Source organism: Streptococcus pseudopneumoniae (genome assembly GCF_001074975.1).
Classification (GTDB): domain Bacteria; phylum Bacillota; class Bacilli; order Lactobacillales; family Streptococcaceae; genus Streptococcus; species Streptococcus pseudopneumoniae_D.
Genome location: NZ_JUUO01000088.1, coordinates 1 through 21,851, shown reverse-complemented (window position 1 = coordinate 21,851; position 21,851 = coordinate 1). Strand labels below are relative to the sequence as shown.

Genomic DNA, 21,851 nt, shown 5'->3' with positions numbered 1-21,851 from the left:
TTATGCTATAATAGTACTATTCTAAGGAAAGAGGGTGTTAGAATGGGATTTACTGAAGAAACAGTACGTTTTAAATTGGACGATTCCAATAAAAAAGAAATTAGCGAAACTTTGACTGATGTCTATGCTTCGTTGAACGATAAGGGCTACAACCCAATTAACCAAATCGTAGGCTACGTATTGAGTGGAGACCCTGCCTACGTTCCTCGTTATAATAATGCACGAAATCAAATCCGTAAATATGAGCGTGATGAAATCGTTGAGGAATTGGTTCGCTACTACCTAAAAGGACAAGGAGTCGATCTATAACCTATGAGAATTATGGGATTGGACGTCGGTTCAAAAACGGTAGGGGTGGCTATTAGCGATCCGCTCGGTTTTACAGCTCAAGGGCTTGAAATCATCCAAATCAATGAGGAGCAAGGCCAATTTGGTTTTGACCGCGTTAAGGAGTTGGTTGATACTTACAAGGTGGAACGATTTGTAGTGGGCTTGCCTAAAAACATGAACAATACAAGCGGACCGCGCGTGGAAGCTAGTCAAGCATACGGAGCAAAGCTAGAAGAGCTTTTTGGTTTACCAGTAGACTATCAAGATGAACGCTTGACAACAGTGGCTGCTGAGCGCATGTTGATTGAACAAGCAGATATCAGTCGCAATAAGCGAAAGAAAGTCATTGATAAGTTAGCAGCTCAGCTGATTTTACAAAATTATTTAGATAGAAAATTTTAATATAAAGGAGAGGCTATGTCACACGATCATAACCACGACCACGAAGAACGTGAACTAATCACACTAGTAGATGAGCAAGGAAATGAAACCTTGTTTGAAATCCTTTTGACGATTGACGGAAAAGAAGAATTTGGTAAAAACTATGTTCTTCTAGTACCAGTTAACGCAGAAGAAGACGAAGACGGACAAGTTGAAATCCAAGCTTACTCATTCATCGAAAACGAAGATGGAACAGAAGGCGAATTGCAACCAATCCCAGAAGACTCAGAAGACGAATGGAACATGATTGAAGAAGTCTTCAACAGCTTTATGGAGGAGTAAAAATGTTCAGTGAACATTTTTACCCCAGTTCCTTTAAATAAGAGAGCACTGGTAAGTCCGGGGGACGTTTTTAGCCTGACGCTAAAAATAAAGACCGTAAGTAAGTCTGGGAGACTGTATCACCCTAACTCCTAGAAATTAGAAGAGTTGGAACATCCAGTGGATGTTTTTAGCCCACGTTAACATTTATAGTAGCTAGTTATTAGCTAACCAGGTGAGAGGTCGGGACGAAAATCCTGGCCTCGTTTTGTTATCTACGGAATTTTGCTAGGTAATTGATTAGACTTTTATCAAGGAGATGTGTATGTTTGAAGTAGAAGAATGGCTCCATAGTAGGATTGGTTTGAATTTTCGATCAGGTTTAGGCCGAATGCAACAAGCGGTGGATTTGTTAGGAAATCCTGAGCAGTCTTACCCTATTATCCACGTAACAGGGACTAATGGGAAAGGATCTACCATTGCTTTTATGAGGGAGTTATTTATGGGGCATGGCAAAAAAGTTGCGACCTTTACCTCCCCTCATATCATTTCCATCAATGACCGAATCTGCATTAGTGGGCAACCTATAGCAGACACAGACTTCATCCGTTTAGCTGAGCAGGTCAAGGAGATGGAAAAAACGCTTCTGCAAACCCATGACCAGTTGTCCTTTTTTGAATTGCTGACCTTGATTGCTTTTCTTTATTTTAGAGAGCAAGAGGTGGATTTGGTTTTACTAGAAGTGGGAATTGGCGGCTTACTTGACACGACTAATGTGGTAACTGGAGAGCTTGCTGTCATCACCTCCATCGGACTTGACCATCAGGAGACTCTGGGTGACAGTATAGCAGCAATTGCAGAGCAGAAAGCTGGTATTTTCAAGGCTGGTAAAAAGGCAGTGATTGCTAAGTTGCCTTCAGAAGCTAGACTTGTCTGTCAGAAAAAAGCAGCCTCTTTAGCTGTTGACCTTTACCAGGCAGGTCAGGATTTTTCAATGCTGAATGGGGATTTTTCAAGCTCTTTGGGTAACCTTTCACAGTTGAAAATAGGTTTAGAAGGAACTTATCAGCAGGAAAATGCGGCCTTGGCGCTACAAACGTTTCTTCTCTTTATGAGAGAAGGAAAGGAAGCTGTTGATGAGCAGGTTGTAAGACAGACTTTGGAGAAGACCCATTGGGCTGGGCGTTTGGAGCGTATTCGTCCTCAGATTTACTTGGACGGTGCTCATAACCTCCCTGCCTTGACTCGCTTGGTTGAATTTATCAAAGAAAAAGTGCAGGAAGGATATCGACCTCAAATCCTCTTTGGAGCCTTGAAACGGAAGGATTATCAGGGAATGTTGGCTTATCTGACTGAAAATTTGCCTCAGGTGGAACTCAAGGTGACTGGCTTTGACTATCAAGGTTCTTTAGATGAGACAGATGTAACAGGTTACGATATAGTTCCTTCCTACCGAGAATTTATTAGTAGTTTTGAAGAAAGAACTGACGCGCAGGATTTGCTGTTCGTTACAGGCTCTCTCTATTTTATCTCAGAAGTACGGGGCTACCTACTGGGGCATGAGTAGATAAATTGACCACCTTTTTTGAGCTTGTTATACTAGGGGAACTACCAGTTAGAAGAAAATTCTCTAAATTGGTAGCAGAAAGGAAATTCATCATGAAATTAAAAAGATTCACACTTTCTCTTGCTTCTCTAGCAAGTCTTAGTCTCTTAGTAGCTTGTTCACAAAGACCTCAACACGTTCAACAACCATCAGCTTAACCGCAAACACAACAAACTCAGCAATCACAATCTGCTGCTTCATCGTCTACAGAAAACACAAACCAGCCAGCAACAAGTTCTTCACAAAATGCGCCTGAGGCTCAACCAACTAATATTGATGGAACTTATACCGGTCAGGACGAAGGGGACCGTATCACTTTAGTGGTAACTGGAACAACTGGTACATGGACACAGGTAGAAACTGACGGAGATCAAGAAATCAAACAGGTTAGCTTCGACGCCGCTAATCAACGTATGATTATTGGTGATGATGCTAAGATTTATACAATCAATGGCAATCAGATGATTATTGACGATATGGATAGAGAAGCGTCTGATCGCATCGTTTTATCAAAATAGATTAGAAGGAGACTGGATTTTTCGGTCTTTTTTATGATTACTCAGAAAAATGATTATAAATACTTGCCTTCTACCGAATACCTGAGTTATACTAGTATCATACTCTTCGAAAATTTCTTCAAACTACATCAGCTTCCATCTGCAACCTCAAAACATTGTTTTGAGCAGCTTGCGGCTAGCTTCCTAGTTTTCTCTTTGATTTTCATTGAGTATCAAAATATCAAGGAGGGGATATGAAATATAGGAAATTTCAATTATTGATGTCCAAGTATGGCTTTAGTCTTTCGATTATGCTACTTGAACTTTCTCTTGTTTTTGGTCTCTTTCTTTATTTAGGGCGCATGGCTCCTATTCTATGGGTAATTGTCTTGATCTTTATGAGTATGGCGACTATTGTCGCAATTGTCAATCGCTCCATGGCGCCTGAAAGCAAAGTAATGTGGTTAGTGGTGACTTTTGTTCCTGTCATTGGTCCTTTGCTTTATCTGATGTTTGGTGAAAGGCGATTGTCCAAAAAAGAAATCAAGCAGTTGGACAAACTTGGTTCCATGCATTTTCGGGAGGATAACAGTAAAGCTCTCCGCCAGAAATTGAAGGAAGATGATAAGGCGGCTTACGGAGTTATCAAATCTTTGTTAAGTATGGATAGCAATGCCGACGTCTATAATCGAACAGACTCACAATTCTTTTCTTCGGGTGAAAGTATGTGGCAATATATGTTGGAAGACCTCAAGAAAGCTGAAAAGTTTATCTTTCTAGAGTATTATATTGTCGAAGAAGGTCTAATGTGGAATAGCATACTAGACATACTAGAGCAAAAGGCAGCTCAAGGTGTAGAGATCAAGATGCTCTATGATGATATCGGCTGTATGGCGACTTTGCCTGGAGATTATACTATTCAGCTTCGTAGTCGAGGGATTGAAGCCCATAAGTTTAACAAGGTGATCCCTCGTTTGACGGTGGCTTACAACAATCGGGATCATCGGAAAATCCTTGTCATAGATGGTCAGGTAGCTTATACAGGAGGTATTAACTTAGCCGATGAGTACATCAATCATGTAGAACGCTTTGGATATTGGAAGGACAGTGGGATTCGCATAGATGGCCCTGGTGTCAAGGCTCTAACCCGTCTCTTTTTGATGACTTGGTACATCAATCGTGGGAAAATCAGCGATTTTGACCAGTATCACTTGGAAAATCAGCCTTGTTCTGGCCAAGGGCTCTGCATTCCTTACGGTAGTGGACCCAAGCCCATCTTCCGTACCCAGGTAGGGAAAAAAGTCTATCAAAGTTTGATTAATCAGGCTACCGATTCAGTCTATATCACAACCCCCTATTTGATTATTGACTATGACTTAACGGAGAGTATTAAAAATGCAGCCATGAGGGGTGTTGATGTCCGCATCGTGACCCCTTTCATTCCAGATAAGAAATTAATCCAGCTCATAACAAGAGGGGCCTATTCGGATTTGTTGTCGGCGGGAGTAAGGATTTTTGAGTATAGTCCAGGCTTTATCCACAGTAAACAAATCCTAGTGGATAAGGACTTTGCTGCAGTTGGGACCATTAACTTAGATTATAGAAGTTTGCTTCACCACTATGAAAATGCAGTCTTGCTATATAAAACAGAATCAATCACTGAGATTCAAAAAGATTTTCAAGAGATTTTTTCAGCATCGCAAGAAATTTTCCCTCATACGATAAAAAATAGCTGGTATCAGAAATTGATTAAGGAAATTGCCCAGTTATTCGCCCCTATCTTATAAGAAATCGAGGACTGAGGACACAAACCAGTCCTCTTTTTCTTGTCTTTTACGAATAAGAAGATGTAGGAGGGAAGATGCTGACTCAGAAAGAATTAAACTATATCACGACATTTAAACAGACGCATTTACACCGATTTCGGGAAATTGAAACCTTTGTGAAACTATGCAAAAAATCACTCAAACAGCCATCGCAAGCTGACAATCCTAGGACTTTTTGATATACTAAGACAGATAAATTGAATAGGAGAAACGATATGAGTGTGTATGGTAGAGTAGAAGAAGTTCATCAGGAGAATCGTGAACCTCTAGAATACCAAATCGAACAAGAATCGCATCATCGTGAATCAAGTCGTCTTCCTTTGGTAAAAATTTTACTATGGAGTATGCTTGTAACAGGAATAACTCTAGGAGTACCGCTATTACTTGATTTAATGAGTGCACAAGAAGTGCAGGATTTTTATACAGGTTGGGCGCTTCATCAGACCGGGAAAATTTACAGCGACTATTATGGAAGTCAAGGTTTGCTTTATTATTTGCTGACTTACGTGACTCAGGGCGGATTTTTCTTTGCCATCTTTGAGTGGTTAGCCTTGGTAGCAGGCGGATTTTTCCTCTTTAAATCGGCGGATACCTTGACAGAGCAAGGAGACCAAGCTGGACAAGTGGTGACTATTTTTTACATGCTAGTTACAGGTCTTGCGTTTGGTGGAGGTTATGCGACTCTTTTAGCGCTTCCCTTTTTATTCGCGGCCTTTAGTTTAGTTGCGGCTTACCTAAGCAATCCAAGCCATGACAAGGGATTTGTACGGATTGGGCTGGCTTTGGCAGGCGGATTTTTCTTTGCTCCCTTGTCATCGCTCCTGTTTATTGCTGTAGTGAGTTTAGGCTTGTTGGTCTTTAACCTTGGGCATAGACGTTTTGCACATGGATTTTATCAGTTTCTTGCAGTGGCTTTAGGTTTTTCACTTGTCTTTTATCCAACTGCCTACTATAGTGTTGCAACAGGAAGTTTTGGGGATGCGATTAGTGGTATTCGTTATCCTATTGACAGTATTCGCTTTGATTTCACTTCTAAAATTTTAGAGAATATGGCTTTTTATGGCTTGTTGTCCCTTGGTTTGGGATTTGTGGTTTGTATCTTTTTAGGTCTCTTTCAATCCAAACCCTCTAAACTATACGTCATTTCGGTTCCTGCAAGTCTTGTGACAATTTTAGGTTTGATTTTACTTTTCTTTTCACAAGAGCCTGTGCACGCTTCTTATTTGATGGTCGTCTTCCCTGTTTTCCTACTTTTATTGGTAACCAATATTAAGAGTCAACAGAGGGGGCGTAGTGTTAGAAGAAGACGAAGAGAAACGCCAGTTAGCCTATGGAGTCGTTTCTTCAAAGGAAATCTATATCTGCCAGTTTTAGGGCTTGTCTATCTTTTGTCTGTTCCTTTTTTGATGAAGTTTGTCCTTTATCCGGTACCTTATCAAGAACGTAATCGTCTTGCTGATTTGGTAAAAGAGGAGACGAATACGGAAGATGCTATCTATGCATGGGATGGTACTGCAACTCTTTATCGTAAGAGTGATCGCTTGTCGCCATCGGCTATTTTGTCCCCGTTGCACTATACAGCAACTGAGGAAAATCGGAATAAGCTACTCAATGACTTGAAAGAAAAACAACCCAAGGTGATTGTGGTGAATGATAAGGTAGCAGTCTGGTCTGAAGTGGAAACAATTTTGAAAGAAAATTACCAACCAGTAAAGACAGATTACTCAGAATTCAAAGTCTATAAAATCAAATAACTAAATCAATATCTTGTGTATTTTTAAAAATTTTAGGATTTTTAACACAAGATATTGATTTTTCTTTTTAGAGTGGTATAATACTTTTTAGAAAGAACAATTTAGAAAAGAGTATGCATATGATTGCACTAGAAGAAAAAATTACAATTTTGCCAACTCTCTTCGTCGAGAAACGAGATGGGAGACGTGTTGTATTTGATGTGGACAAGATTGACAAGGCTCTCCACAAGGCGGCTGACAAGGTTATGGATGTGACACCCTTGGTTGAAAAGCGCCTCAATGCTCTGACCGAGCGAATTGTCACAGAAATTCATAGTCGCTTTCCACAGGGGGTTAAGATTTACGAAATTCAAAATATCGTAGAACATGAATTGCTTGAAGCCAAAGAATATGCGCTGGCTGAGGAGTATATTACTTATCGGACACAAAGGGATTTTGAGCGCTCAAAAGCGACGGATATCAACTTTAGTATCCATAAGCTTCTCAACAAAGATCAAGCAGTTGTCAATGAAAACGCTAATAAAGACAGCGATGTCTTTAATACCCAGCGTGATTTGACAGCGGGCATCGTTGGAAAATCAATCGGACTGCAAATGCTTCCTAAGCACGTAGCCAATGCCCACCAAAAAGGGGATATCCACTATCACGATTTGGACTACAGTCCCTATACACCTATGACCAACTGCTGTTTGATTGATTTCAAGGGGATGTTGGAAAATGGTTTTAAGATTGGAAATGCAGAGGTAGAAAGTCCCAAGTCTATCCAGACTGCGACAGCTCAGATTTCCCAAATCATCGCCAACGTTGCTTCTAGCCAGTACGGGGGATGTTCAGCTGACCGTATCGATGAAGTCTTGGCGCCTTATGCAGAGAAGAATTATCAAAAACACCTTAAGGAAGCGGAAGAGTGGGTCTTACCTGACAAACGGGAAGATTACGCTTGGAAGAAAACTCAAAAGGACATCTATGATGCCATGCAATCTCTCGAGTATGAAATCAATACTCTCTTCACTTCAAATGGCCAAACACCTTTTACTTCGCTAGGTTTTGGTCTAGGAACTAGTCGTTTTGAACGTGAAATTCAAAAGGCAATTTTAAACATTCGTATCAATGGGCTTGGTTCAGAACACCGTACAGCTATCTTTCCTAAACTTATTTTCACGCTTAAAAGAGGCCTTAACTTAGAGGAAGGGACACCCAACTACGATATCAAGCAATTGGCTCTAGAGTGCGCAACCAAGCGAATGTATCCAGACGTCTTGTCCTATGATAAGATTGTTGATTTGACAGGTTCTTTCAAAGTTCCTATGGGTTGTCGTTCTTTCCTTCAAGGATGGAAAGACGAGAATGGCGTAGAAGTCAATTCAGGTCGGATGAATCTAGGTGTTGTGACGGTTAACCTTCCTCGCATCGCCCTCGAGTCTGATGGTGACATGAATAAGTTCTGGGAAATCTTCAACGAGCGGATGAATATCGCTGAAGATGCTCTTGTTTACCGTGTCGAACGCACTAAAGAGGCGACACCAGCCAATGCTCCTATCCTTTATCAGTACGGTGCTTTTGGCCATCGTCTAGGTAAAGAAGAAAGCGTTGACCAGCTCTTTAAGAACCGTCGGGCAACAGTTTCGCTGGGCTATATCGGTTTGTATGAAGTAGCGACTGTTTTCTTTGGTAACAGCTGGGAAAGCAATCCAGATGCTAAGGAATTCACGCTAGACATCATTCGCGATATGAAACGCCGTGTAGAAGAGTGGTCTGACCAATATGGCTATCATTTCTCTATCTACTCAACACCATCTGAAAGTTTGACAGATCGTTTCTGCCGACTAGATACAGACAAGTTTGGCTCTATTCCAGATATTACTGACAAGGAATACTACACCAACTCTTTCCATTACGATGTTCGTAAAAATCCAACACCGTTTGAAAAATTAGACTTTGAGAAAGTTTATCCAGAAGCAGGTGCGTCAGGTGGTTTCATCCATTATTGTGAGTATCCAGTCCTTCAGCAAAATCCTAAAGCCTTGGAAGCTGTCTGGGATTACGCTTATGACCGTGTAGGCTATCTAGGCACCAATACTCCGATTGACCGTTGCTACAAGTGTGACTTTGAAGGGGATTTTGAACCAACTGAGAGAGGATTTGCTTGTCCAAACTGTGGCAATAGCGACCCTAAAACAGTAGACGTTGTTAAACGAACTTGTGGCTATTTAGGCAATCCTCAAGCGCGTCCGATGGTTAATGGACGTCACAAGGAAATCGCAGCGCGTGTCAAACACATGAATGGCTCAACGATTAAAATAGCTGGACATCAAGTAACAAATTAGAAAGAAATGAAATGGGAAAATATCAATTAGATGATAAGGGTCGAGCACAAGTGACCCGTTATCACGAGAAACACTCTAAAGGTGGAGCTGGTAAAAAAGAACGTTTGCTCAGCCTCAGAGAACAATTTTTAAACAAGAATAAGAAAAAATAAAAGTGAGAGTCAGCTCTCGCTTTTCTCATAGTGGGAGGTAAGGATGGAATTACGCAGACCAAGATTAGCAGATAAAGAAACAGTTTTAGAGATGATGGCAGAGTTTGAAAAGAGCCAATCAGCCCATGATGGAGGATTTTGGGATACAGAGAACTTTGTGTATGAAGACTGGTTGGAAACAAATATGCAAAAAGAGATGGGAATTCACTTGCCTGAAAATCGCGTTCCATCGATACAGTTCGTATTGTTTGGTGAATCAGGTCGTGCTTTAGGGTTTTTAAACTTGCGATTGAGACTGAATGAGGGACTGCTGAATTATGCAGGGAATATAGGCTATTCTATCCGACCGTCTGAAAGAGGCAAAGGTTATGCTAAGGAAACTCTCCGTCAGGGCTTGCAAGTTGCTAAGGAAAAGAACATCAAGAAAGCTCTTGTGACCTGTAGCGTGAATAATCCTGCTAGCAGAGCAGTCATTCTAGCAAATGGAGGGATTCTTGAAGATGTTCGTAATGGAGTTGAGCGTTATTGGATAGAGGTAGCGAATGAATAATCCAAAACCACAAGAATGGAAAAGCGAGGAGCTTAGTCAAGGGCGTATCATTGACTACAAGGCCTTTAACTTTGTAGATGGAGAAGGAGTGCGCAACTCTCTCTATGTATCAGGTTGCATGTTTCATTGTGAGGGATGTTATAATGTTGCGACTTGGTCTTTTAATGCGGGCATTCCCTATACAGCAGAATTAGAAGAACAAATCATGGCAGATCTTGCTCAACCTTATGTTCAAGGCTTGACTTTGTTGGGAGGAGAACCTTTTCTCAATACGGGTATTCTCTTGCCGCTCGTTAAACGCATCCGAAAGGAATTGCCAGACAAAGATATCTGGTCCTGGACGGGCTACACTTGGGAAGAAATGATGCTGGAAACTCCGGATAAACTGGAACTCTTATCACTGATTGACATTCTTGTCGATGGACGGTATGATCGAACTAAGAGAAATCTTATGCTCCAGTTTCGAGGTTCGTCCAACCAACGAATTATTGATGTACAAAAATCCCTCAAAAGTGGGCAAGTGGTGATTTGGGACAAACTCAATGATGGAAAAGAAAGCTATGAACAGGTGAAGAGAGAATAATTTTCTTCCATAAAATACTTAAATAAATGACCTGTCAAAAAAGAAAACATTTTCATGTTAAAAATTTTAAAAAATAGCAACAAATCCCTTGCAATCGCAGGGGCTTTGTGTTATTCTATTATGGTGCTGTAAATTACAGCTTTAGCTTTGATGCAAGAGGTTGCGACACGCTCGGTTGCATTGCCACGCAACACCGCGTCGGTTTTCTTGTGGAGCTAGCCTATTATCTTAAATAGACGAAAAGGAGAAAAAAGATGGCAAACAAAAAAATCCGTATCCGTTTGAAAGCTTACGAACACCGTACGCTTGACACAGCGGCTGCAAAAATCGTAGAATCAGCTACTCGTACAGGTGCACAAGTTGCGGGTCCAATCCCACTTCCAACTGAACGTAGCCTCTACACAATTATTCGTGCGACTCACAAATACAAAGACTCTCGCGAACAATTTGAAATGCGTACACACAAACGTTTGATCGATATCGTTAACCCAACTCAAAAAACAGTTGACGCCTTGATGAAATTGGATCTTCCAAGTGGTGTAAACGTAGAAATCAAACTTTAATTTAAAGCTTGATACCTTGAGCATAAAAAACGCTCGTTAAAAACTTTTTGAATAAAAAATATAGAAAAGGAACTATTTTCTCATGACAAAAGGAATCTTAGGGAAAAAAGTGGGAATGACTCAAATCTTCACTGAAGCTGGCGAATTGATCCCTGTAACAGTTATTGAAGCAACTCCAAACGTTGTTCTTCAAGTTAAAACTGTTGAAACAGACGGATACAACGCTATCCAAGTTGGTTTCGATGACAAACGCGAAGTATTGAGCAACAAACCTGCTAAAGGACATGTAGCGAAAGCTAACACGGCTCCTAAGCGCTTCATTCGTGAATTCAAAAACGTTGAAGGCTTGGAAGTTGGTGCTGAAATCACAGTTGAAACATTCGCAGCTGGAGACGTTGTTGACGTAACTGGTACTTCTAAAGGTAAAGGTTTCCAAGGTGTTATCAAACGCCACGGACAATCACGTGGACCAATGGCTCACGGTTCTCGTTACCATCGTCGTCCAGGTTCTATGGGACCTGTTGCACCTAACCGCGTATTCAAAGGTAAAAACCTTGCAGGACGTATGGGTGGCGACCGCGTAACAATTCAAAACCTTGAAGTTGTACAAGTTGTTCCAGAAAAGAACGTTATCCTTATCAAAGGTAACGTACCAGGTGCTAAGAAATCTCTTATCACTATCAAATCAGCAGTTAAAGCTGGTAAATAATAAAGAAAGGGGAAATCAGTCACAATGGCAAACGTAACATTATTTGACCAAACTGGTAAAGAAGCTGGCCAAGTTGTTCTTAACGATGCAGTATTTGGTATTGAACCAAATGAATCAGTTGTGTTTGATGTGATCATCAGCCAACGCGCAAGCCTTCGTCAAGGAACACACGCTGTTAAAAACCGCTCTGCAGTATCAGGTGGTGGACGCAAACCATGGCGTCAAAAAGGAACTGGACGTGCTCGTCAAGGTTCTATCCGCTCACCACAATGGCGTGGTGGTGGTGTTGTCTTCGGACCAACTCCACGTTCATACGGCTACAAACTTCCACAAAAAGTTCGTCGCCTAGCTCTTAAATCAGTTTACTCTGAAAAAGTCGCTGAAAACAAATTCGTAGCTGTAGACGCTCTTTCATTTACAGCTCCAAAAACTGCTGAATTTGCAAAAGTTCTTGCAGCATTGAGCATCGATTCTAAAGTTCTTGTTATCCTTGAAGAAGGAAATGAATTCGCAGCTCTTTCAGCTCGTAACCTTCCAAACGTGAAAGTTGCAACTGCTACAACTGCAAGTGTTCTTGACATCGCAAATAGCGACAAACTTCTTGTCACACAAGCAGCTATCTCTAAAATCGAGGAGGTTCTTGCATAATGAATTTGTATGATGTTATCAAAAAACCTGTCATCACTGAAAGCTCAATGGCTCAACTTGAAGCAGGGAAATATGTATTTGAAGTTGACACTCGTGCACACAAACTTTTGATCAAGCAAGCTGTTGAAGCTGCTTTCGAAGGTGTTAAAGTTGCCAACGTTAACACAATCAACGTAAAACCAAAAGCTAAACGTGTTGGACGTTACACTGGTTTTACTAACAAAACTAAAAAAGCTATCATCACACTTACAGCTGATTCAAAAGCAATCGAGTTGTTTGCTGCTGAAGCTGAATAATCTAAGGAGGAAATATCGTGGGAATTCGTGTTTATAAACCAACAACAAACGGTCGCCGTAATATGACTTCTTTGGATTTCGCTGAAATCACAACAAGCACTCCTGAAAAATCATTGCTTGTTGCATTGAAGAGCAAGGCTGGTCGTAACAACAACGGTCGTATCACAGTTCGTCACCAAGGTGGTGGACACAAACGTTTCTACCGTTTGGTTGACTTCAAACGCAACAAAGACAACGTTGAAGCAGTTGTTAAAACAATCGAGTACGATCCAAACCGTTCTGCAAACATCGCTCTTGTACACTACACTGACGGTGTGAAAGCATACATCATCGCTCCAAAAGGTCTTGAAGTAGGTCAACGTATCGTTTCAGGTCCAGAAGCAGATATCAAAGTCGGAAACGCTCTTCCACTTGCTAACATCCCGGTTGGTACTTTGATCCACAACATCGAGTTGAAACCAGGTCGTGGTGGTGAATTGGTACGTGCTGCTGGTGCATCTGCTCAAGTATTGGGTCAAGAAGGTAAATACGTTCTTGTTCGTCTTCAATCAGGTGAAGTTCGTATGATTCTTGGAACTTGCCGTGCTACAGTTGGTGTTGTCGGAAACGAACAACATGGACTTGTAAACCTTGGTAAAGCAGGACGTAGCCGTTGGAAAGGTATCCGCCCAACAGTTCGTGGTTCTGTAATGAACCCTAACGATCACCCACACGGTGGTGGTGAAGGTAAAGCACCAGTTGGTCGTAAAGCACCATCTACTCCATGGGGCAAACCTGCTCTTGGTCTTAAAACTCGTAACAAGAAAGCGAAATCTGACAAACTTATCGTTCGTCGTCGCAACGAGAAATAATATTAAACTAGTCGCTTAAGTAACTAGTAAATCCGCCAGCTCGGTAGCGCTCCATGTGAGCGCAAGCCGCTGTGGTACAACATTTAAAGGAGAAAATATAAAAATGGGACGCAGTCTTAAAAAAGGACCTTTCGTCGATGAGCATTTGATGAAAAAAGTTGAAGCTCAAGCTAACGACGAAAAGAAAAAAGTTATTAAAACTTGGTCACGTCGTTCAACGATCTTCCCAAGTTTCATTGGTTACACTATCGCAGTTTATGACGGACGTAAACACGTACCTGTTTACATCCAAGAAGACATGGTAGGTCACAAACTTGGTGAATTTGCACCAACTCGTACTTACAAAGGTCACGCTGCAGACGACAAGAAAACACGTAGAAAATAAGGAGAACATAAATGGCAGAAATTACTTCAGCTAAAGCAATGGCTCGTACAGTACGTGTTTCACCTCGTAAATCACGTCTTGTTCTTGATAACATCCGTGGTAAAAGCGTAGCCGATGCAATCGCAATCTTGACATTCACTCCAAACAAAGCTGCTGAAATCATCTTGAAAGTTTTGAACTCAGCTGTAGCTAACGCTGAAAACAACTTTGGTTTGGATAAAGCTAACTTGGTAGTATCTGAAGCATTCGCAAACGAAGGACCAACTATGAAACGTTTCCGTCCACGTGCGAAAGGTTCAGCTTCACCAATCAACAAACGTACAGCTCACATCACTGTAGCTGTTGCAGAAAAATAAGGAGGTAAAATCGTGGGTCAAAAAGTACATCCAATTGGTATGCGTGTCGGCATCATCCGTGATTGGGATGCCAAATGGTATGCTGAAAAAGAATACGCGGATTACCTTCATGAAGATCTTGCAATCCGTAAATTCGTTCAAAAAGAACTTGCTGACGCAGCAGTTTCAACTATCGAAATCGAACGCGCAGTAAACAAAGTTAACGTTTCACTTCACACTGCTAAACCAGGTATGGTAATCGGTAAAGGTGGTGCTAACGTTGATGCACTCCGTGCAAAACTTAACAAATTGACTGGAAAACAAGTACACATCAACATCATCGAAATCAAACAACCTGATTTGGATGCTCACCTTGTAGGTGAAGGTATTGCTCGTCAATTGGAGCAACGTGTTGCTTTCCGTCGTGCACAAAAACAAGCAATCCAACGTGCAATGCGTGCTGGAGCTAAAGGAATCAAAACTCAAGTATCAGGTCGTTTGAACGGTGCAGATATCGCCCGTGCTGAAGGATACTCTGAAGGAACTGTTCCACTTCACACACTTCGTGCAGATATCGATTACGCTTGGGAAGAAGCAGATACTACATACGGTAAACTTGGTGTTAAAGTATGGATCTACCGTGGTGAAGTTCTTCCAGCTCGCAAAAACACTAAAGGAGGTAAATAACCAATGTTAGTACCTAAACGTGTTAAACACCGTCGTGAATTCCGTGGAAAAATGCGCGGTGAAGCAAAAGGTGGAAAAGAAGTAGCATTCGGTGAATACGGTCTTCAAGCTACAACTAGCCACTGGATCACTAACCGCCAAATCGAAGCTGCTCGTATCGCCATGACTCGTTACATGAAACGTGGTGGTAAAGTTTGGATTAAAATCTTCCCACACAAATCATACACTGCTAAAGCTATCGGTGTGCGTATGGGATCTGGTAAAGGGGCACCTGAAGGTTGGGTAGCACCAGTTAAACGTGGTAAAGTGATGTTCGAAATCGCTGGTGTATCTGAAGAGATCGCTCGCGAAGCGCTTCGTCTTGCTAGCCACAAATTGCCAGTTAAATGTAAATTCGTAAAACGTGAAGCAGAATAAGGAGAAGGCATGAAACTTAATGAAGTAAAAGAATTTGTTAAAGAACTTCGTGGTCTTTCTCAAGAAGAACTCGCGAAGCGCGAAAACGAATTGAAAAAAGAATTGTTTGAACTTCGTTTCCAAGCTGCTACTGGTCAATTGGAACAAACAGCTCGCTTGAAAGAAGTTAAAAAACAAATCGCTCGTATCAAAACAGTTCAATCTGAAGCGAAATAATAGACTAGGGAAGGAGAAATTTCAATGGAACGCAATAATCGTAAAGTTCTTGTTGGACGTGTTGTATCTGACAAAATGGACAAGACAATCACAGTTGTAGTTGAAACAAAACGTAACCACCCAGTCTATGGTAAACGTATTAACTACTCTAAAAAATACAAAGCTCATGATGAAAACAATGTTGCCAAAGAAGGCGATATCGTACGTATCATGGAAACTCGCCCGCTTTCAGCTACAAAACGTTTCCGTCTTGTAGAAGTTGTTGAAGAAGCGGTCATCATCTAATCAAACCTGAAAGGAGAAAACTGAAATGATTCAAACAGAAACTCGTTTGAAAGTCGCAGACAACAGCGGTGCTCGCGAAATCTTGACTATCAAAGTTCTTGGTGGTTCAGGACGTAAATTTGCAAACATCGGTGATGTTATCGTGGCATCTGTAAAACAAGCTACTCCTGGTGGTGCGGTTAAAAAAGGTGACGTTGTTAAAGCAGTTATCGTTCGTACTAAATCAGGTGCTCGTCGTGCTGATGGTTCATACATCAAATTTGACGAAAACGCAGCAGTTATCATCCGTGAAGACAAAACTCCTCGCGGAACACGTATCTTTGGCCCAGTTGCACGTGAATTACGTGAAGGTGGCTTCATGAAGATCGTGTCACTTGCTCCAGAAGTACTTTAATTTTTAGAAACAAACTAGTCCCCTGGATTTACCTCCAGGGTGCCCTTATGGGCGTAAGAAAAATCAAGGAGAAACCTAATGTTTGTAAAAAAAGGCGACAAAGTTCGCGTAATCGCTGGTAAAGATAAGGGAACAGAAGCTGTTGTCCTTACTGCCCTTCCAAAAGTAAACAAAGTTATCGTTGAAGGTGTTAACATCGTTAAGAAACACCAACGTCCAACTAACGAGCTTCCTCAAGGTGGTATCATCGAGAAAGAAGCAGCTATCCACGTATCAAACGTTCAAGTTTTGGACAAAAATGGTGTAGCTGGTCGTGTTGGTTACAAATTTGTAGACGGTAAAAAAGTTCGCTACAACAAAAAATCAGGCGAAGTGCTTGATTAATCACGAAGGAAAGGAGAAGTATAATGGCAAATCGTTTAAAAGAAAAATATCTTAATGAAGTAGTTCCTGCTTTGACAGAACAATTCAACTACTCATCAGTGATGGCTGTGCCTAAAGTAGATAAGATCGTTTTGAACATGGGTGTTGGTGAAGCTGTATCAAACGCTAAAAGCCTTGAAAAAGCTGCTGAAGAATTGGCACTTATCTCAGGTCAAAAACCACTTATCACTAAAGCTAAAAAATCAATCGCCGGCTTCCGTCTTCGTGAAGGTGTTGCGATCGGTGCAAAAGTTACCCTTCGTGGTGAACGTATGTACGAATTCTTGGATAAATTGGTTTCAGTTTCACTTCCACGTGTACGTGACTTCCACGGTGTTCCAACAAAATCATTTGATGGACGCGGAAACTACACACTTGGTGTGAAAGAACAATTGATCTTCCCAGAAATCAACTTCGATGACGTTGACAAAACTCGTGGTCTTGACATCGTTATCGTAACAACTGCTAACACTGACGAAGAGTCACGTGCATTGCTTACAGGCCTTGGAATGCCTTTTGCAAAATAATATAGGAGGTAAATCTAATGGCTAAAAAATCAATGATTGCTAAGAACAAACGTCCAGCGAAGTTCTCTACTCAAGCTTATACTCGTTGTGAAAAATGTGGTCGTCCACATTCAGTTTACCGCAAATTTAAACTTTGCCGTGTTTGCTTCCGTGAATTAGCTTACAAAGGACAAATCCCTGGTGTAACAAAAGCATCTTGGTAATTTAAGATATCAAGGACGTCAAAACTCTAAGTGAAAATAGGAAATTTGACGAAGAAACTGAAGTTTCTTGGATAGTTTATCTTTTTCACACAGAGTTTAGCCCGGGTTCAGTTGGACTTGCCAATTTGAACACGAGCTAGAGCTTTGGCAAAAAAGACCAATTTTCTTTGGAGCATCGCTCCTACATCAAATTGCCTATTTTTGCTCTTGCTCTTACGCTCTTTGTATCATGTATTAACTAGCAAGTGCAACTTGCAAACTACTAGTAAGAGGAGAAAAATAAAATGGTTATGACTGACCCAATCGCAGACTTCCTAACTCGTATTCGTAACGCTAACCAAGCGAAACACGAAGTACTTGAAGTACCTGCATCAAACATCAAAAAAGGGATTGCTGAAATCCTTAAACGCGAAGGTTTTGTAAAAAACGTTGAAATCATCGAAGATGACAAACAAGGCATCATCCGTGTATTCCTTAAATACGGACCAAACGGTGAAAAAGTTATCACTAACTTGAAACGTGTTTCTAAACCAGGACTTCGTGTCTACAAAAAACGTGAAGACCTTCCAAAAGTTCTTAACGGACTTGGAATTGCTATCCTTTCAACTTCTGAAGGTTTGCTTACTGATAAAGAAGCACGCCAAAAGAATGTTGGTGGAGAAGTTATCGCTTACGTTTGGTAAAATCAAGATAAAAAGCTCGTAAAGAACAAAGCAAAATTAGAAAGTTGGAGAAGTTTGTTTACAAACAAGCCAACTTATCTATTTTGCACAGTTCTTAGAGCGTGTTCAGTTCAGCTCTTGAACTAAATAAGTATCTGAACCCCGTGAAAACTGGCCGTTCTGGCCTGACAATCTAACAGGAGAAAATAAACATGTCACGTATTGGTAATAAAGTTATCGTGTTGCCTGCTGGTGTTGAACTCACTAACAATGACAACGTTGTAACTGTAAAAGGACCTAAAGGAGAACTTACTCGTGAGTTCTCAAAAGATATTGAAATCCGTGTGGAAGGTACTGAAGTAAGTCTTCACCGTCCAAACGATTCAAAAGAAATGAAAACTATCCACGGAACTACTCGTGCCCTTTTGAACAACATGGTTGTTGGTGTATCAGAAGGATTCAAGAAAGAACTTGAAATGCGCGGGGTTGGTTACCGTGCACAACTTCAAGGATCTAAACTTGTTTTGGCTGTTGGTAAATCTCATCCAGACGAAGTTGAAGCTCCAGAAGGAATTACTTTTGAACTTCCAAACCCAACAACAATTGTTGTTAGCGGAATTTCAAAAGAAGTAGTTGGTCAAACAGCTGCTTACGTACGTAGCCTTCGTTCACCAGAACCATATAAAGGTAAAGGTATCCGTTACGTTGGTGAATTCGTTCGCCGTAAAGAAGGTAAAACAGGTAAATAATGTTGAGTGGTTGATTCTCAACCACCAACCTATTTTCCAACTTTGTGCATAGCACACGATTTAAAACTAAAGAGGTGAAAACTGTGATTTCAAAACCAGATAAAAACAAACTCCGCCAAAAACGCCACCGTCGCGTTCGCGGAAAACTCTCTGGAACTGCTGATCGCCCACGTTTGAACGTATTCCGTTCTAATACAGGCATCTACGCTCAAGTGATTGATGACGTAGCGGGTGTAACGCTCGCAAGTGCTTCAACTCTTGACAAAGAAGTTTCAAAAGGAACTAAAACTGAACAAGCCGTTGCTGTCGGTAAACTCGTTGCAGAACGTGCAAACGCTAAAGGTATTTCAGAAGTGGTGTTCGACCGCGGTGGATATCTATATCACGGACGTGTGAAAGCTTTGGCTGATGCAGCTCGTGAAAACGGATTGAAATTCTAATAGGAGGACACTAGAAAATGGCATTTAAAGACAATGCAGTTGAATTAGAAGAACGCGTAGTTGCTGTCAACCGTGTTACAAAAGTTGTTAAAGGTGGACGTCGTCTTCGTTTCGCAGCTCTTGTTGTTGTTGGTGACCACAACGGTCGCGTAGGATTTGGTACTGGTAAAGCTCAAGAAGTTCCAGAAGCAATCCGTAAAGCAGTAGATGATGCTAAGAAAAACTTAATCGAAGTTCCTATGGTTGGAACAACAATCCCACACGAAGTTCTTTCAGAATTCGGTGGAGCTAAAGTATTGTTGAAACCTGCTGTAGAAGGTTCTGGAGTTGCCGCTGGTGGTGCAGTTCGTGCCGTTGTGGAATTGGCAGGTGTGGCAGATATTACATCTAAATCACTTGGTTCTAACACTCCAATCAACATTGTTCGTGCAACTGTTGAAGGTTTGAAACAATTGAAACGCGCTGAAGAAGTTGCTGCCCTTCGTGGTATTTCAGTTTCTGATTTGGCATAAGAAAGGGGATAAAATGGCTCAAATTAAAATTACTTTGACTAAGTCTCCAATCGGACGCATTCCATCACAACGTAAAACTGTTGTAGCACTTGGACTTGGCAAATTGAACAGCTCTGTTATTAAAGAAGACAACGCTGCTATCCGTGGTATGATCACAGCAGTATCTCACTTGGTAACAGTTGAAGAAGTAAACTAATGAATTTTTAGGGGATGTGCACTATACCATCCCCTAAAACTAGATATAGTCATCTATGATGACGTCGTATAGGCGAGTTGATGGGGGAGACAACCTTTTCTCCCTTATCGGCGCTAGCATTTTACAAAAGAGGAGAAAATAAAATGAAACTTCATGAATTGAAACCTGCAGAAGGTTCTCGTAAAGTACGTAACCGCGTTGGTCGTGGTACTTCATCAGGTAACGGTAAAACATCTGGTCGTGGTCAAAAAGGTCAAAAAGCTCGTAGCGGTGGCGGAGTTCGCCTTGGTTTTGAAGGTGGACAAACTCCATTGTTCCGTCGTCTTCCAAAACGTGGATTCACTAACATCAACGCTAAAGAATACGCAATTGTGAACCTTGACCAATTGAACGTCTTTGAAGATGGTGCTGAAGTTACTCCAGTTGTTCTTATCGAAGCAGGAATTGTTAAAGCTGAAAAATCAGGTATTAAAGTTCTTGGTAACGGTGAGTTGACTAAGAAATTGACTGTGAAAGCAGCTAAATTCTCTAAATCAGCTGAAGAAGCTATCACTGCTAAAGGTGGTTCAGTAGAAGTCATCTAAGAGAGGTGACCTATGTTTTTTAAATTATTAAGAGAAGCTCTTAAAGTCAAGCAGGTTCGATCAAAAATTTTATTTACAATTTTTATCGTTTTGGTCTTTCGTATCGGAACTAGTATTACAGTTCCTGGTGTGAATGCCAATAGCTTGAATGCTTTAAGTGGATTATCCTTCTTAAACATGTTGAGCTTGGTGTCAGGGAATGCCATGAAAAACTTCTCAGTTTTTGCTCTTGGTGTTAGTCCCTACATTACGGCCTCTATCGTTGTCCAACTCTTGCAAATGGATATTTTACCCAAATTTGTAGAGTGGGGTAAACAAGGGGAAGTAGGCCGAAGAAAATTGAATCAAGCTACTCGTTATATTGCTCTAGTTCTCGCTTTTGTGCAATCTATCGGGATTACAGCTGGTTTTAATACCTTGGCTGGAGCTCAATTGATTAAAACTGCTTTAACTCCACAAGTTTTTCTGACGATTGGTATCATCTTAACAGCTGGTAGTATGATTGTCACGTGGTTGGGAGAGCAAATTACAGATAAGGGATACGGAAACGGTGTTTCCATGATTATCTTTGCCGGGATTGTTGCCTCAATTCCAGAGATGATTCAGGGCATCTATGTAGACTACTTTGTGAACGTGCCAAGTAGCCGTATCACTTCATCTATCATTTTCGTAATCATTTTGATTATTACTGTATTGTTGATCATTTATTTTACAACTTATGTTCAACAAGCAGAATACAAAATTCCAATCCAATATACTAAGGTTGCACAAGGTGCTCCATCTAGCTCTTACCTTCCTTTGAAGGTAAACCCTGCTGGAGTTATCCCTGTTATCTTTGCAAGTTCGATTACTGCAGCGCCGGCGGCTATTCTTCAGTTTTTGAGCGCTACAGGACATGATTGGGCTTGGGTAAGAACAGCACAAGAAATGCTGGCAACAACTTCACCAACTGGTATTGCTATGTATGCTTTGTTGATTATTCTCTTTACATTCTTCTACACGTTTGTACAGATTAATCCTGAAAAAGCAGCAGAGAACTTACAAAAGAGCGGTGCCTATATCCACGGAGTTCGTCCTGGTAAAGGTACAGAAGAATATATGTCTAAACTTCTTCGCCGTCTTGCAACTGTTGGTTCCCTCTTCCTTGGTGTGATTTCTATTTTACCGATTGTGGCAAAAGATGTTTTCGGACTTTCAGAAGCGGTCGCTTTTGGAGGAACAAGCCTCTTGATCATTATCTCTACAGGTATTGAAGGAATCAAACAATTGGAAGGATACCTATTGAAACGTAAGTATGTTGGTTTCATGGATAGAACAGAATAAAAGTATTTACTGATACTCTTCGAAAATCAAATTCAAACCACGTCAGCTCTATCTGCAACCTCAAAACAGTGTTTTGAGCAACCTGCGGCTAGCTTCCTAGTTTGCTCTTTGATTTTCAT

The 21,851-nt window shown here is 41.1% G+C and carries 32 protein-coding genes and 1 pseudogene; all 33 read left to right on the top strand.

Going from position 1 to position 21,851, the window contains the following annotated elements; genetic code table 11:
- The first annotated feature begins 42 nt into the window (after positions 1–42).
- Positions 43–309 (top strand): IreB family regulatory phosphoprotein, encoded by a 267-nt coding sequence (locus tag ADI86_RS04370; RefSeq protein ID WP_000507059.1) that lies wholly within the window; start codon positions 43–45, stop codon positions 307–309.
- A gap of 3 nt (positions 310–312) precedes the next feature.
- Positions 313–732: a Holliday junction resolvase RuvX gene (gene ruvX / locus ADI86_RS04365; protein ID WP_004239076.1), complete on the top strand. Its 420-nt coding sequence runs from the start codon at positions 313–315 to the stop codon at positions 730–732.
- Positions 733–747: 15 nt separating this feature from the next.
- A complete protein-coding gene (locus ADI86_RS04360; protein ID WP_000017620.1) occupies positions 748–1,053 on the top strand; it encodes a DUF1292 domain-containing protein in 306 nt (101 codons plus the stop codon).
- A 304-nt stretch (positions 1,054–1,357) separates the two neighbouring features.
- The gene (locus tag ADI86_RS04355) at positions 1,358–2,599 is read left to right on the top strand and encodes a folylpolyglutamate synthase/dihydrofolate synthase family protein (RefSeq protein WP_049531933.1); all 1,242 of its coding nucleotides are present in this window, start codon (positions 1,358–1,360) and stop codon (positions 2,597–2,599) included.
- A gap of 92 nt (positions 2,600–2,691) precedes the next feature.
- Positions 2,692–3,156, top strand: a pseudogene (locus tag ADI86_RS04350) (SP_0198 family lipoprotein).
- A gap of 233 nt (positions 3,157–3,389) precedes the next feature.
- A complete protein-coding gene (gene cls / locus ADI86_RS04340; RefSeq protein WP_049531931.1) occupies positions 3,390–4,922 on the top strand; it encodes a cardiolipin synthase in 1,533 nt (510 codons plus the stop codon).
- Between the two features lie 254 nt (positions 4,923–5,176).
- Positions 5,177–6,715 (top strand): hypothetical protein, encoded by a 1,539-nt coding sequence (locus ADI86_RS04330; protein WP_049531929.1) that lies wholly within the window; start codon positions 5,177–5,179, stop codon positions 6,713–6,715.
- A gap of 119 nt (positions 6,716–6,834) precedes the next feature.
- The gene (gene nrdD / locus ADI86_RS04325; RefSeq protein WP_049531928.1) at positions 6,835–9,042 is read left to right on the top strand and encodes an anaerobic ribonucleoside-triphosphate reductase; all 2,208 of its coding nucleotides are present in this window, start codon (positions 6,835–6,837) and stop codon (positions 9,040–9,042) included.
- Positions 9,043–9,053: 11 nt separating this feature from the next.
- Positions 9,054–9,194, top strand: a complete 141-nt coding sequence (locus tag ADI86_RS12000) for a hypothetical protein (protein ID WP_000521621.1) — start codon at positions 9,054–9,056, stop codon at positions 9,192–9,194.
- Positions 9,195–9,237: 43 nt separating this feature from the next.
- The gene (locus ADI86_RS04315; protein WP_049531927.1) at positions 9,238–9,744 is read left to right on the top strand and encodes a GNAT family N-acetyltransferase; all 507 of its coding nucleotides are present in this window, start codon (positions 9,238–9,240) and stop codon (positions 9,742–9,744) included.
- A complete protein-coding gene (nrdG, locus tag ADI86_RS04310; protein WP_001064217.1) occupies positions 9,737–10,327 on the top strand; it encodes an anaerobic ribonucleoside-triphosphate reductase activating protein in 591 nt (196 codons plus the stop codon). Before ADI86_RS04315 ends, nrdG begins: the two co-directional genes overlap by 8 nt.
- A 254-nt stretch (positions 10,328–10,581) precedes the next feature.
- A complete protein-coding gene (gene rpsJ, locus ADI86_RS04305; protein ID WP_001284513.1) occupies positions 10,582–10,890 on the top strand; it encodes a 30S ribosomal protein S10 in 309 nt (102 codons plus the stop codon).
- An 82-nt stretch (positions 10,891–10,972) separates the two neighbouring features.
- Positions 10,973–11,599: a 50S ribosomal protein L3 gene (rplC, locus tag ADI86_RS04300; RefSeq protein ID WP_000160197.1), complete on the top strand. Its 627-nt coding sequence runs from the start codon at positions 10,973–10,975 to the stop codon at positions 11,597–11,599.
- 24 nt (positions 11,600–11,623) lie between these two features.
- A complete protein-coding gene (rplD, locus tag ADI86_RS04295) occupies positions 11,624–12,247 on the top strand; it encodes a 50S ribosomal protein L4 (protein WP_000024537.1) in 624 nt (207 codons plus the stop codon).
- Positions 12,247–12,543, top strand: coding sequence for a 50S ribosomal protein L23 (locus ADI86_RS04290; protein WP_001055347.1), 297 nt, complete (start codon positions 12,247–12,249; stop codon positions 12,541–12,543). Before rplD ends, ADI86_RS04290 begins: the two co-directional genes overlap by 1 nt.
- Positions 12,544–12,560: 17 nt before the next feature.
- Complete coding sequence (gene rplB / locus ADI86_RS04285) at positions 12,561–13,394, top strand: 50S ribosomal protein L2 (RefSeq protein WP_000512910.1); 834 nt, start codon at positions 12,561–12,563, stop codon at positions 13,392–13,394.
- 103 nt (positions 13,395–13,497) lie between these two features.
- Positions 13,498–13,779 (top strand): 30S ribosomal protein S19, encoded by a 282-nt coding sequence (rpsS, locus tag ADI86_RS04280; protein ID WP_000533766.1) that lies wholly within the window; start codon positions 13,498–13,500, stop codon positions 13,777–13,779.
- A gap of 11 nt (positions 13,780–13,790) precedes the next feature.
- Complete coding sequence (gene rplV / locus ADI86_RS04275) at positions 13,791–14,135, top strand: 50S ribosomal protein L22 (RefSeq protein ID WP_000818137.1); 345 nt, start codon at positions 13,791–13,793, stop codon at positions 14,133–14,135.
- Positions 14,136–14,147: 12 nt separating this feature from the next.
- The gene (gene rpsC, locus ADI86_RS04270) at positions 14,148–14,801 is read left to right on the top strand and encodes a 30S ribosomal protein S3 (protein WP_000529936.1); all 654 of its coding nucleotides are present in this window, start codon (positions 14,148–14,150) and stop codon (positions 14,799–14,801) included.
- A 3-nt stretch (positions 14,802–14,804) separates the two neighbouring features.
- Positions 14,805–15,218, top strand: a complete 414-nt coding sequence (gene rplP, locus ADI86_RS04265; protein ID WP_000960946.1) for a 50S ribosomal protein L16 — start codon at positions 14,805–14,807, stop codon at positions 15,216–15,218.
- A 9-nt stretch (positions 15,219–15,227) separates the two neighbouring features.
- A complete protein-coding gene (rpmC, locus tag ADI86_RS04260) occupies positions 15,228–15,434 on the top strand; it encodes a 50S ribosomal protein L29 (RefSeq protein WP_000772918.1) in 207 nt (68 codons plus the stop codon).
- Between the two features lie 24 nt (positions 15,435–15,458).
- Positions 15,459–15,719, top strand: a complete 261-nt coding sequence (rpsQ, locus tag ADI86_RS04255; RefSeq protein WP_000440801.1) for a 30S ribosomal protein S17 — start codon at positions 15,459–15,461, stop codon at positions 15,717–15,719.
- 25 nt (positions 15,720–15,744) lie between these two features.
- Complete coding sequence (gene rplN, locus ADI86_RS04250; protein ID WP_000616545.1) at positions 15,745–16,113, top strand: 50S ribosomal protein L14; 369 nt, start codon at positions 15,745–15,747, stop codon at positions 16,111–16,113.
- 78 nt (positions 16,114–16,191) lie between these two features.
- Positions 16,192–16,497 carry a 50S ribosomal protein L24 gene (gene rplX / locus ADI86_RS04245; protein WP_000497691.1) on the top strand — a complete coding sequence of 102 codons (306 nt, stop codon included), beginning with the start codon at positions 16,192–16,194 and terminating at the stop codon, positions 16,495–16,497.
- Between the two features lie 23 nt (positions 16,498–16,520).
- Positions 16,521–17,063 carry a 50S ribosomal protein L5 gene (gene rplE, locus ADI86_RS04240; RefSeq protein WP_000013542.1) on the top strand — a complete coding sequence of 181 codons (543 nt, stop codon included), beginning with the start codon at positions 16,521–16,523 and terminating at the stop codon, positions 17,061–17,063.
- 17 nt (positions 17,064–17,080) lie between these two features.
- Positions 17,081–17,266, top strand: a complete 186-nt coding sequence (locus ADI86_RS04235) for a type Z 30S ribosomal protein S14 (RefSeq protein WP_001085697.1) — start codon at positions 17,081–17,083, stop codon at positions 17,264–17,266.
- A gap of 284 nt (positions 17,267–17,550) precedes the next feature.
- Positions 17,551–17,949 (top strand): 30S ribosomal protein S8, encoded by a 399-nt coding sequence (gene rpsH / locus ADI86_RS04230; protein ID WP_000245504.1) that lies wholly within the window; start codon positions 17,551–17,553, stop codon positions 17,947–17,949.
- A 191-nt stretch (positions 17,950–18,140) separates the two neighbouring features.
- Entirely contained in the window at positions 18,141–18,677 is a 537-nt protein-coding gene (gene rplF, locus ADI86_RS04225) for a 50S ribosomal protein L6 (protein WP_049531926.1), read from the top strand.
- A gap of 83 nt (positions 18,678–18,760) precedes the next feature.
- Positions 18,761–19,117, top strand: coding sequence for a 50S ribosomal protein L18 (rplR, locus tag ADI86_RS04220; RefSeq protein WP_000624044.1), 357 nt, complete (start codon positions 18,761–18,763; stop codon positions 19,115–19,117).
- 17 nt (positions 19,118–19,134) lie between these two features.
- The gene (rpsE, locus tag ADI86_RS04215) at positions 19,135–19,629 is read left to right on the top strand and encodes a 30S ribosomal protein S5 (RefSeq protein ID WP_000874202.1); all 495 of its coding nucleotides are present in this window, start codon (positions 19,135–19,137) and stop codon (positions 19,627–19,629) included.
- Between the two features lie 13 nt (positions 19,630–19,642).
- Positions 19,643–19,825: a 50S ribosomal protein L30 gene (gene rpmD, locus ADI86_RS04210; RefSeq protein WP_000057241.1), complete on the top strand. Its 183-nt coding sequence runs from the start codon at positions 19,643–19,645 to the stop codon at positions 19,823–19,825.
- A 143-nt stretch (positions 19,826–19,968) separates the two neighbouring features.
- Positions 19,969–20,409, top strand: coding sequence for a 50S ribosomal protein L15 (gene rplO / locus ADI86_RS04205; RefSeq protein ID WP_000766088.1), 441 nt, complete (start codon positions 19,969–19,971; stop codon positions 20,407–20,409).
- A gap of 12 nt (positions 20,410–20,421) precedes the next feature.
- Positions 20,422–21,732 (top strand): preprotein translocase subunit SecY, encoded by a 1,311-nt coding sequence (secY, locus tag ADI86_RS04200; protein ID WP_049531925.1) that lies wholly within the window; start codon positions 20,422–20,424, stop codon positions 21,730–21,732.
- The last annotated feature ends 119 nt before the right edge of the window (positions 21,733–21,851 follow it).

What these genes read in the sequence shown, in the direction of transcription:
- ADI86_RS04370 (WP_000507059.1), top strand. Translation starts at nt 43, where the DNA reads ATGGGATTTACTGAAGAAACAGTACGTTTTAAATTGGACGATTCCAAT.
- ruvX (WP_004239076.1), top strand. Translation starts at nt 313, where the DNA reads ATGAGAATTATGGGATTGGACGTCGGTTCAAAAACGGTAGGGGTGGCT.
- ADI86_RS04360 (WP_000017620.1), top strand. Translation starts at nt 748, where the DNA reads ATGTCACACGATCATAACCACGACCACGAAGAACGTGAACTAATCACA.
- ADI86_RS04355 (WP_049531933.1), top strand. Translation starts at nt 1,358, where the DNA reads ATGTTTGAAGTAGAAGAATGGCTCCATAGTAGGATTGGTTTGAATTTT.
- cls (WP_049531931.1), top strand. Translation starts at nt 3,390, where the DNA reads ATGAAATATAGGAAATTTCAATTATTGATGTCCAAGTATGGCTTTAGT.
- ADI86_RS04330 (WP_049531929.1), top strand. Translation starts at nt 5,177, where the DNA reads ATGAGTGTGTATGGTAGAGTAGAAGAAGTTCATCAGGAGAATCGTGAA.
- nrdD (WP_049531928.1), top strand. Translation starts at nt 6,835, where the DNA reads ATGATTGCACTAGAAGAAAAAATTACAATTTTGCCAACTCTCTTCGTC.
- ADI86_RS12000 (WP_000521621.1), top strand. Translation starts at nt 9,054, where the DNA reads ATGGGAAAATATCAATTAGATGATAAGGGTCGAGCACAAGTGACCCGT.
- ADI86_RS04315 (WP_049531927.1), top strand. Translation starts at nt 9,238, where the DNA reads ATGGAATTACGCAGACCAAGATTAGCAGATAAAGAAACAGTTTTAGAG.
- nrdG (WP_001064217.1), top strand. Translation starts at nt 9,737, where the DNA reads ATGAATAATCCAAAACCACAAGAATGGAAAAGCGAGGAGCTTAGTCAA.
- rpsJ (WP_001284513.1), top strand. Translation starts at nt 10,582, where the DNA reads ATGGCAAACAAAAAAATCCGTATCCGTTTGAAAGCTTACGAACACCGT.
- rplC (WP_000160197.1), top strand. Translation starts at nt 10,973, where the DNA reads ATGACAAAAGGAATCTTAGGGAAAAAAGTGGGAATGACTCAAATCTTC.
- rplD (WP_000024537.1), top strand. Translation starts at nt 11,624, where the DNA reads ATGGCAAACGTAACATTATTTGACCAAACTGGTAAAGAAGCTGGCCAA.
- ADI86_RS04290 (WP_001055347.1), top strand. Translation starts at nt 12,247, where the DNA reads ATGAATTTGTATGATGTTATCAAAAAACCTGTCATCACTGAAAGCTCA.
- rpsS (WP_000533766.1), top strand. Translation starts at nt 13,498, where the DNA reads ATGGGACGCAGTCTTAAAAAAGGACCTTTCGTCGATGAGCATTTGATG.
- rplV (WP_000818137.1), top strand. Translation starts at nt 13,791, where the DNA reads ATGGCAGAAATTACTTCAGCTAAAGCAATGGCTCGTACAGTACGTGTT.
- rplP (WP_000960946.1), top strand. Translation starts at nt 14,805, where the DNA reads ATGTTAGTACCTAAACGTGTTAAACACCGTCGTGAATTCCGTGGAAAA.
- rpmC (WP_000772918.1), top strand. Translation starts at nt 15,228, where the DNA reads ATGAAACTTAATGAAGTAAAAGAATTTGTTAAAGAACTTCGTGGTCTT.
- rpsQ (WP_000440801.1), top strand. Translation starts at nt 15,459, where the DNA reads ATGGAACGCAATAATCGTAAAGTTCTTGTTGGACGTGTTGTATCTGAC.
- rplN (WP_000616545.1), top strand. Translation starts at nt 15,745, where the DNA reads ATGATTCAAACAGAAACTCGTTTGAAAGTCGCAGACAACAGCGGTGCT.
- rplX (WP_000497691.1), top strand. Translation starts at nt 16,192, where the DNA reads ATGTTTGTAAAAAAAGGCGACAAAGTTCGCGTAATCGCTGGTAAAGAT.
- rplE (WP_000013542.1), top strand. Translation starts at nt 16,521, where the DNA reads ATGGCAAATCGTTTAAAAGAAAAATATCTTAATGAAGTAGTTCCTGCT.
- ADI86_RS04235 (WP_001085697.1), top strand. Translation starts at nt 17,081, where the DNA reads ATGGCTAAAAAATCAATGATTGCTAAGAACAAACGTCCAGCGAAGTTC.
- rpsH (WP_000245504.1), top strand. Translation starts at nt 17,551, where the DNA reads ATGGTTATGACTGACCCAATCGCAGACTTCCTAACTCGTATTCGTAAC.
- rplF (WP_049531926.1), top strand. Translation starts at nt 18,141, where the DNA reads ATGTCACGTATTGGTAATAAAGTTATCGTGTTGCCTGCTGGTGTTGAA.
- rpsE (WP_000874202.1), top strand. Translation starts at nt 19,135, where the DNA reads ATGGCATTTAAAGACAATGCAGTTGAATTAGAAGAACGCGTAGTTGCT.
- rpmD (WP_000057241.1), top strand. Translation starts at nt 19,643, where the DNA reads ATGGCTCAAATTAAAATTACTTTGACTAAGTCTCCAATCGGACGCATT.
- rplO (WP_000766088.1), top strand. Translation starts at nt 19,969, where the DNA reads ATGAAACTTCATGAATTGAAACCTGCAGAAGGTTCTCGTAAAGTACGT.
- secY (WP_049531925.1), top strand. Translation starts at nt 20,422, where the DNA reads ATGTTTTTTAAATTATTAAGAGAAGCTCTTAAAGTCAAGCAGGTTCGA.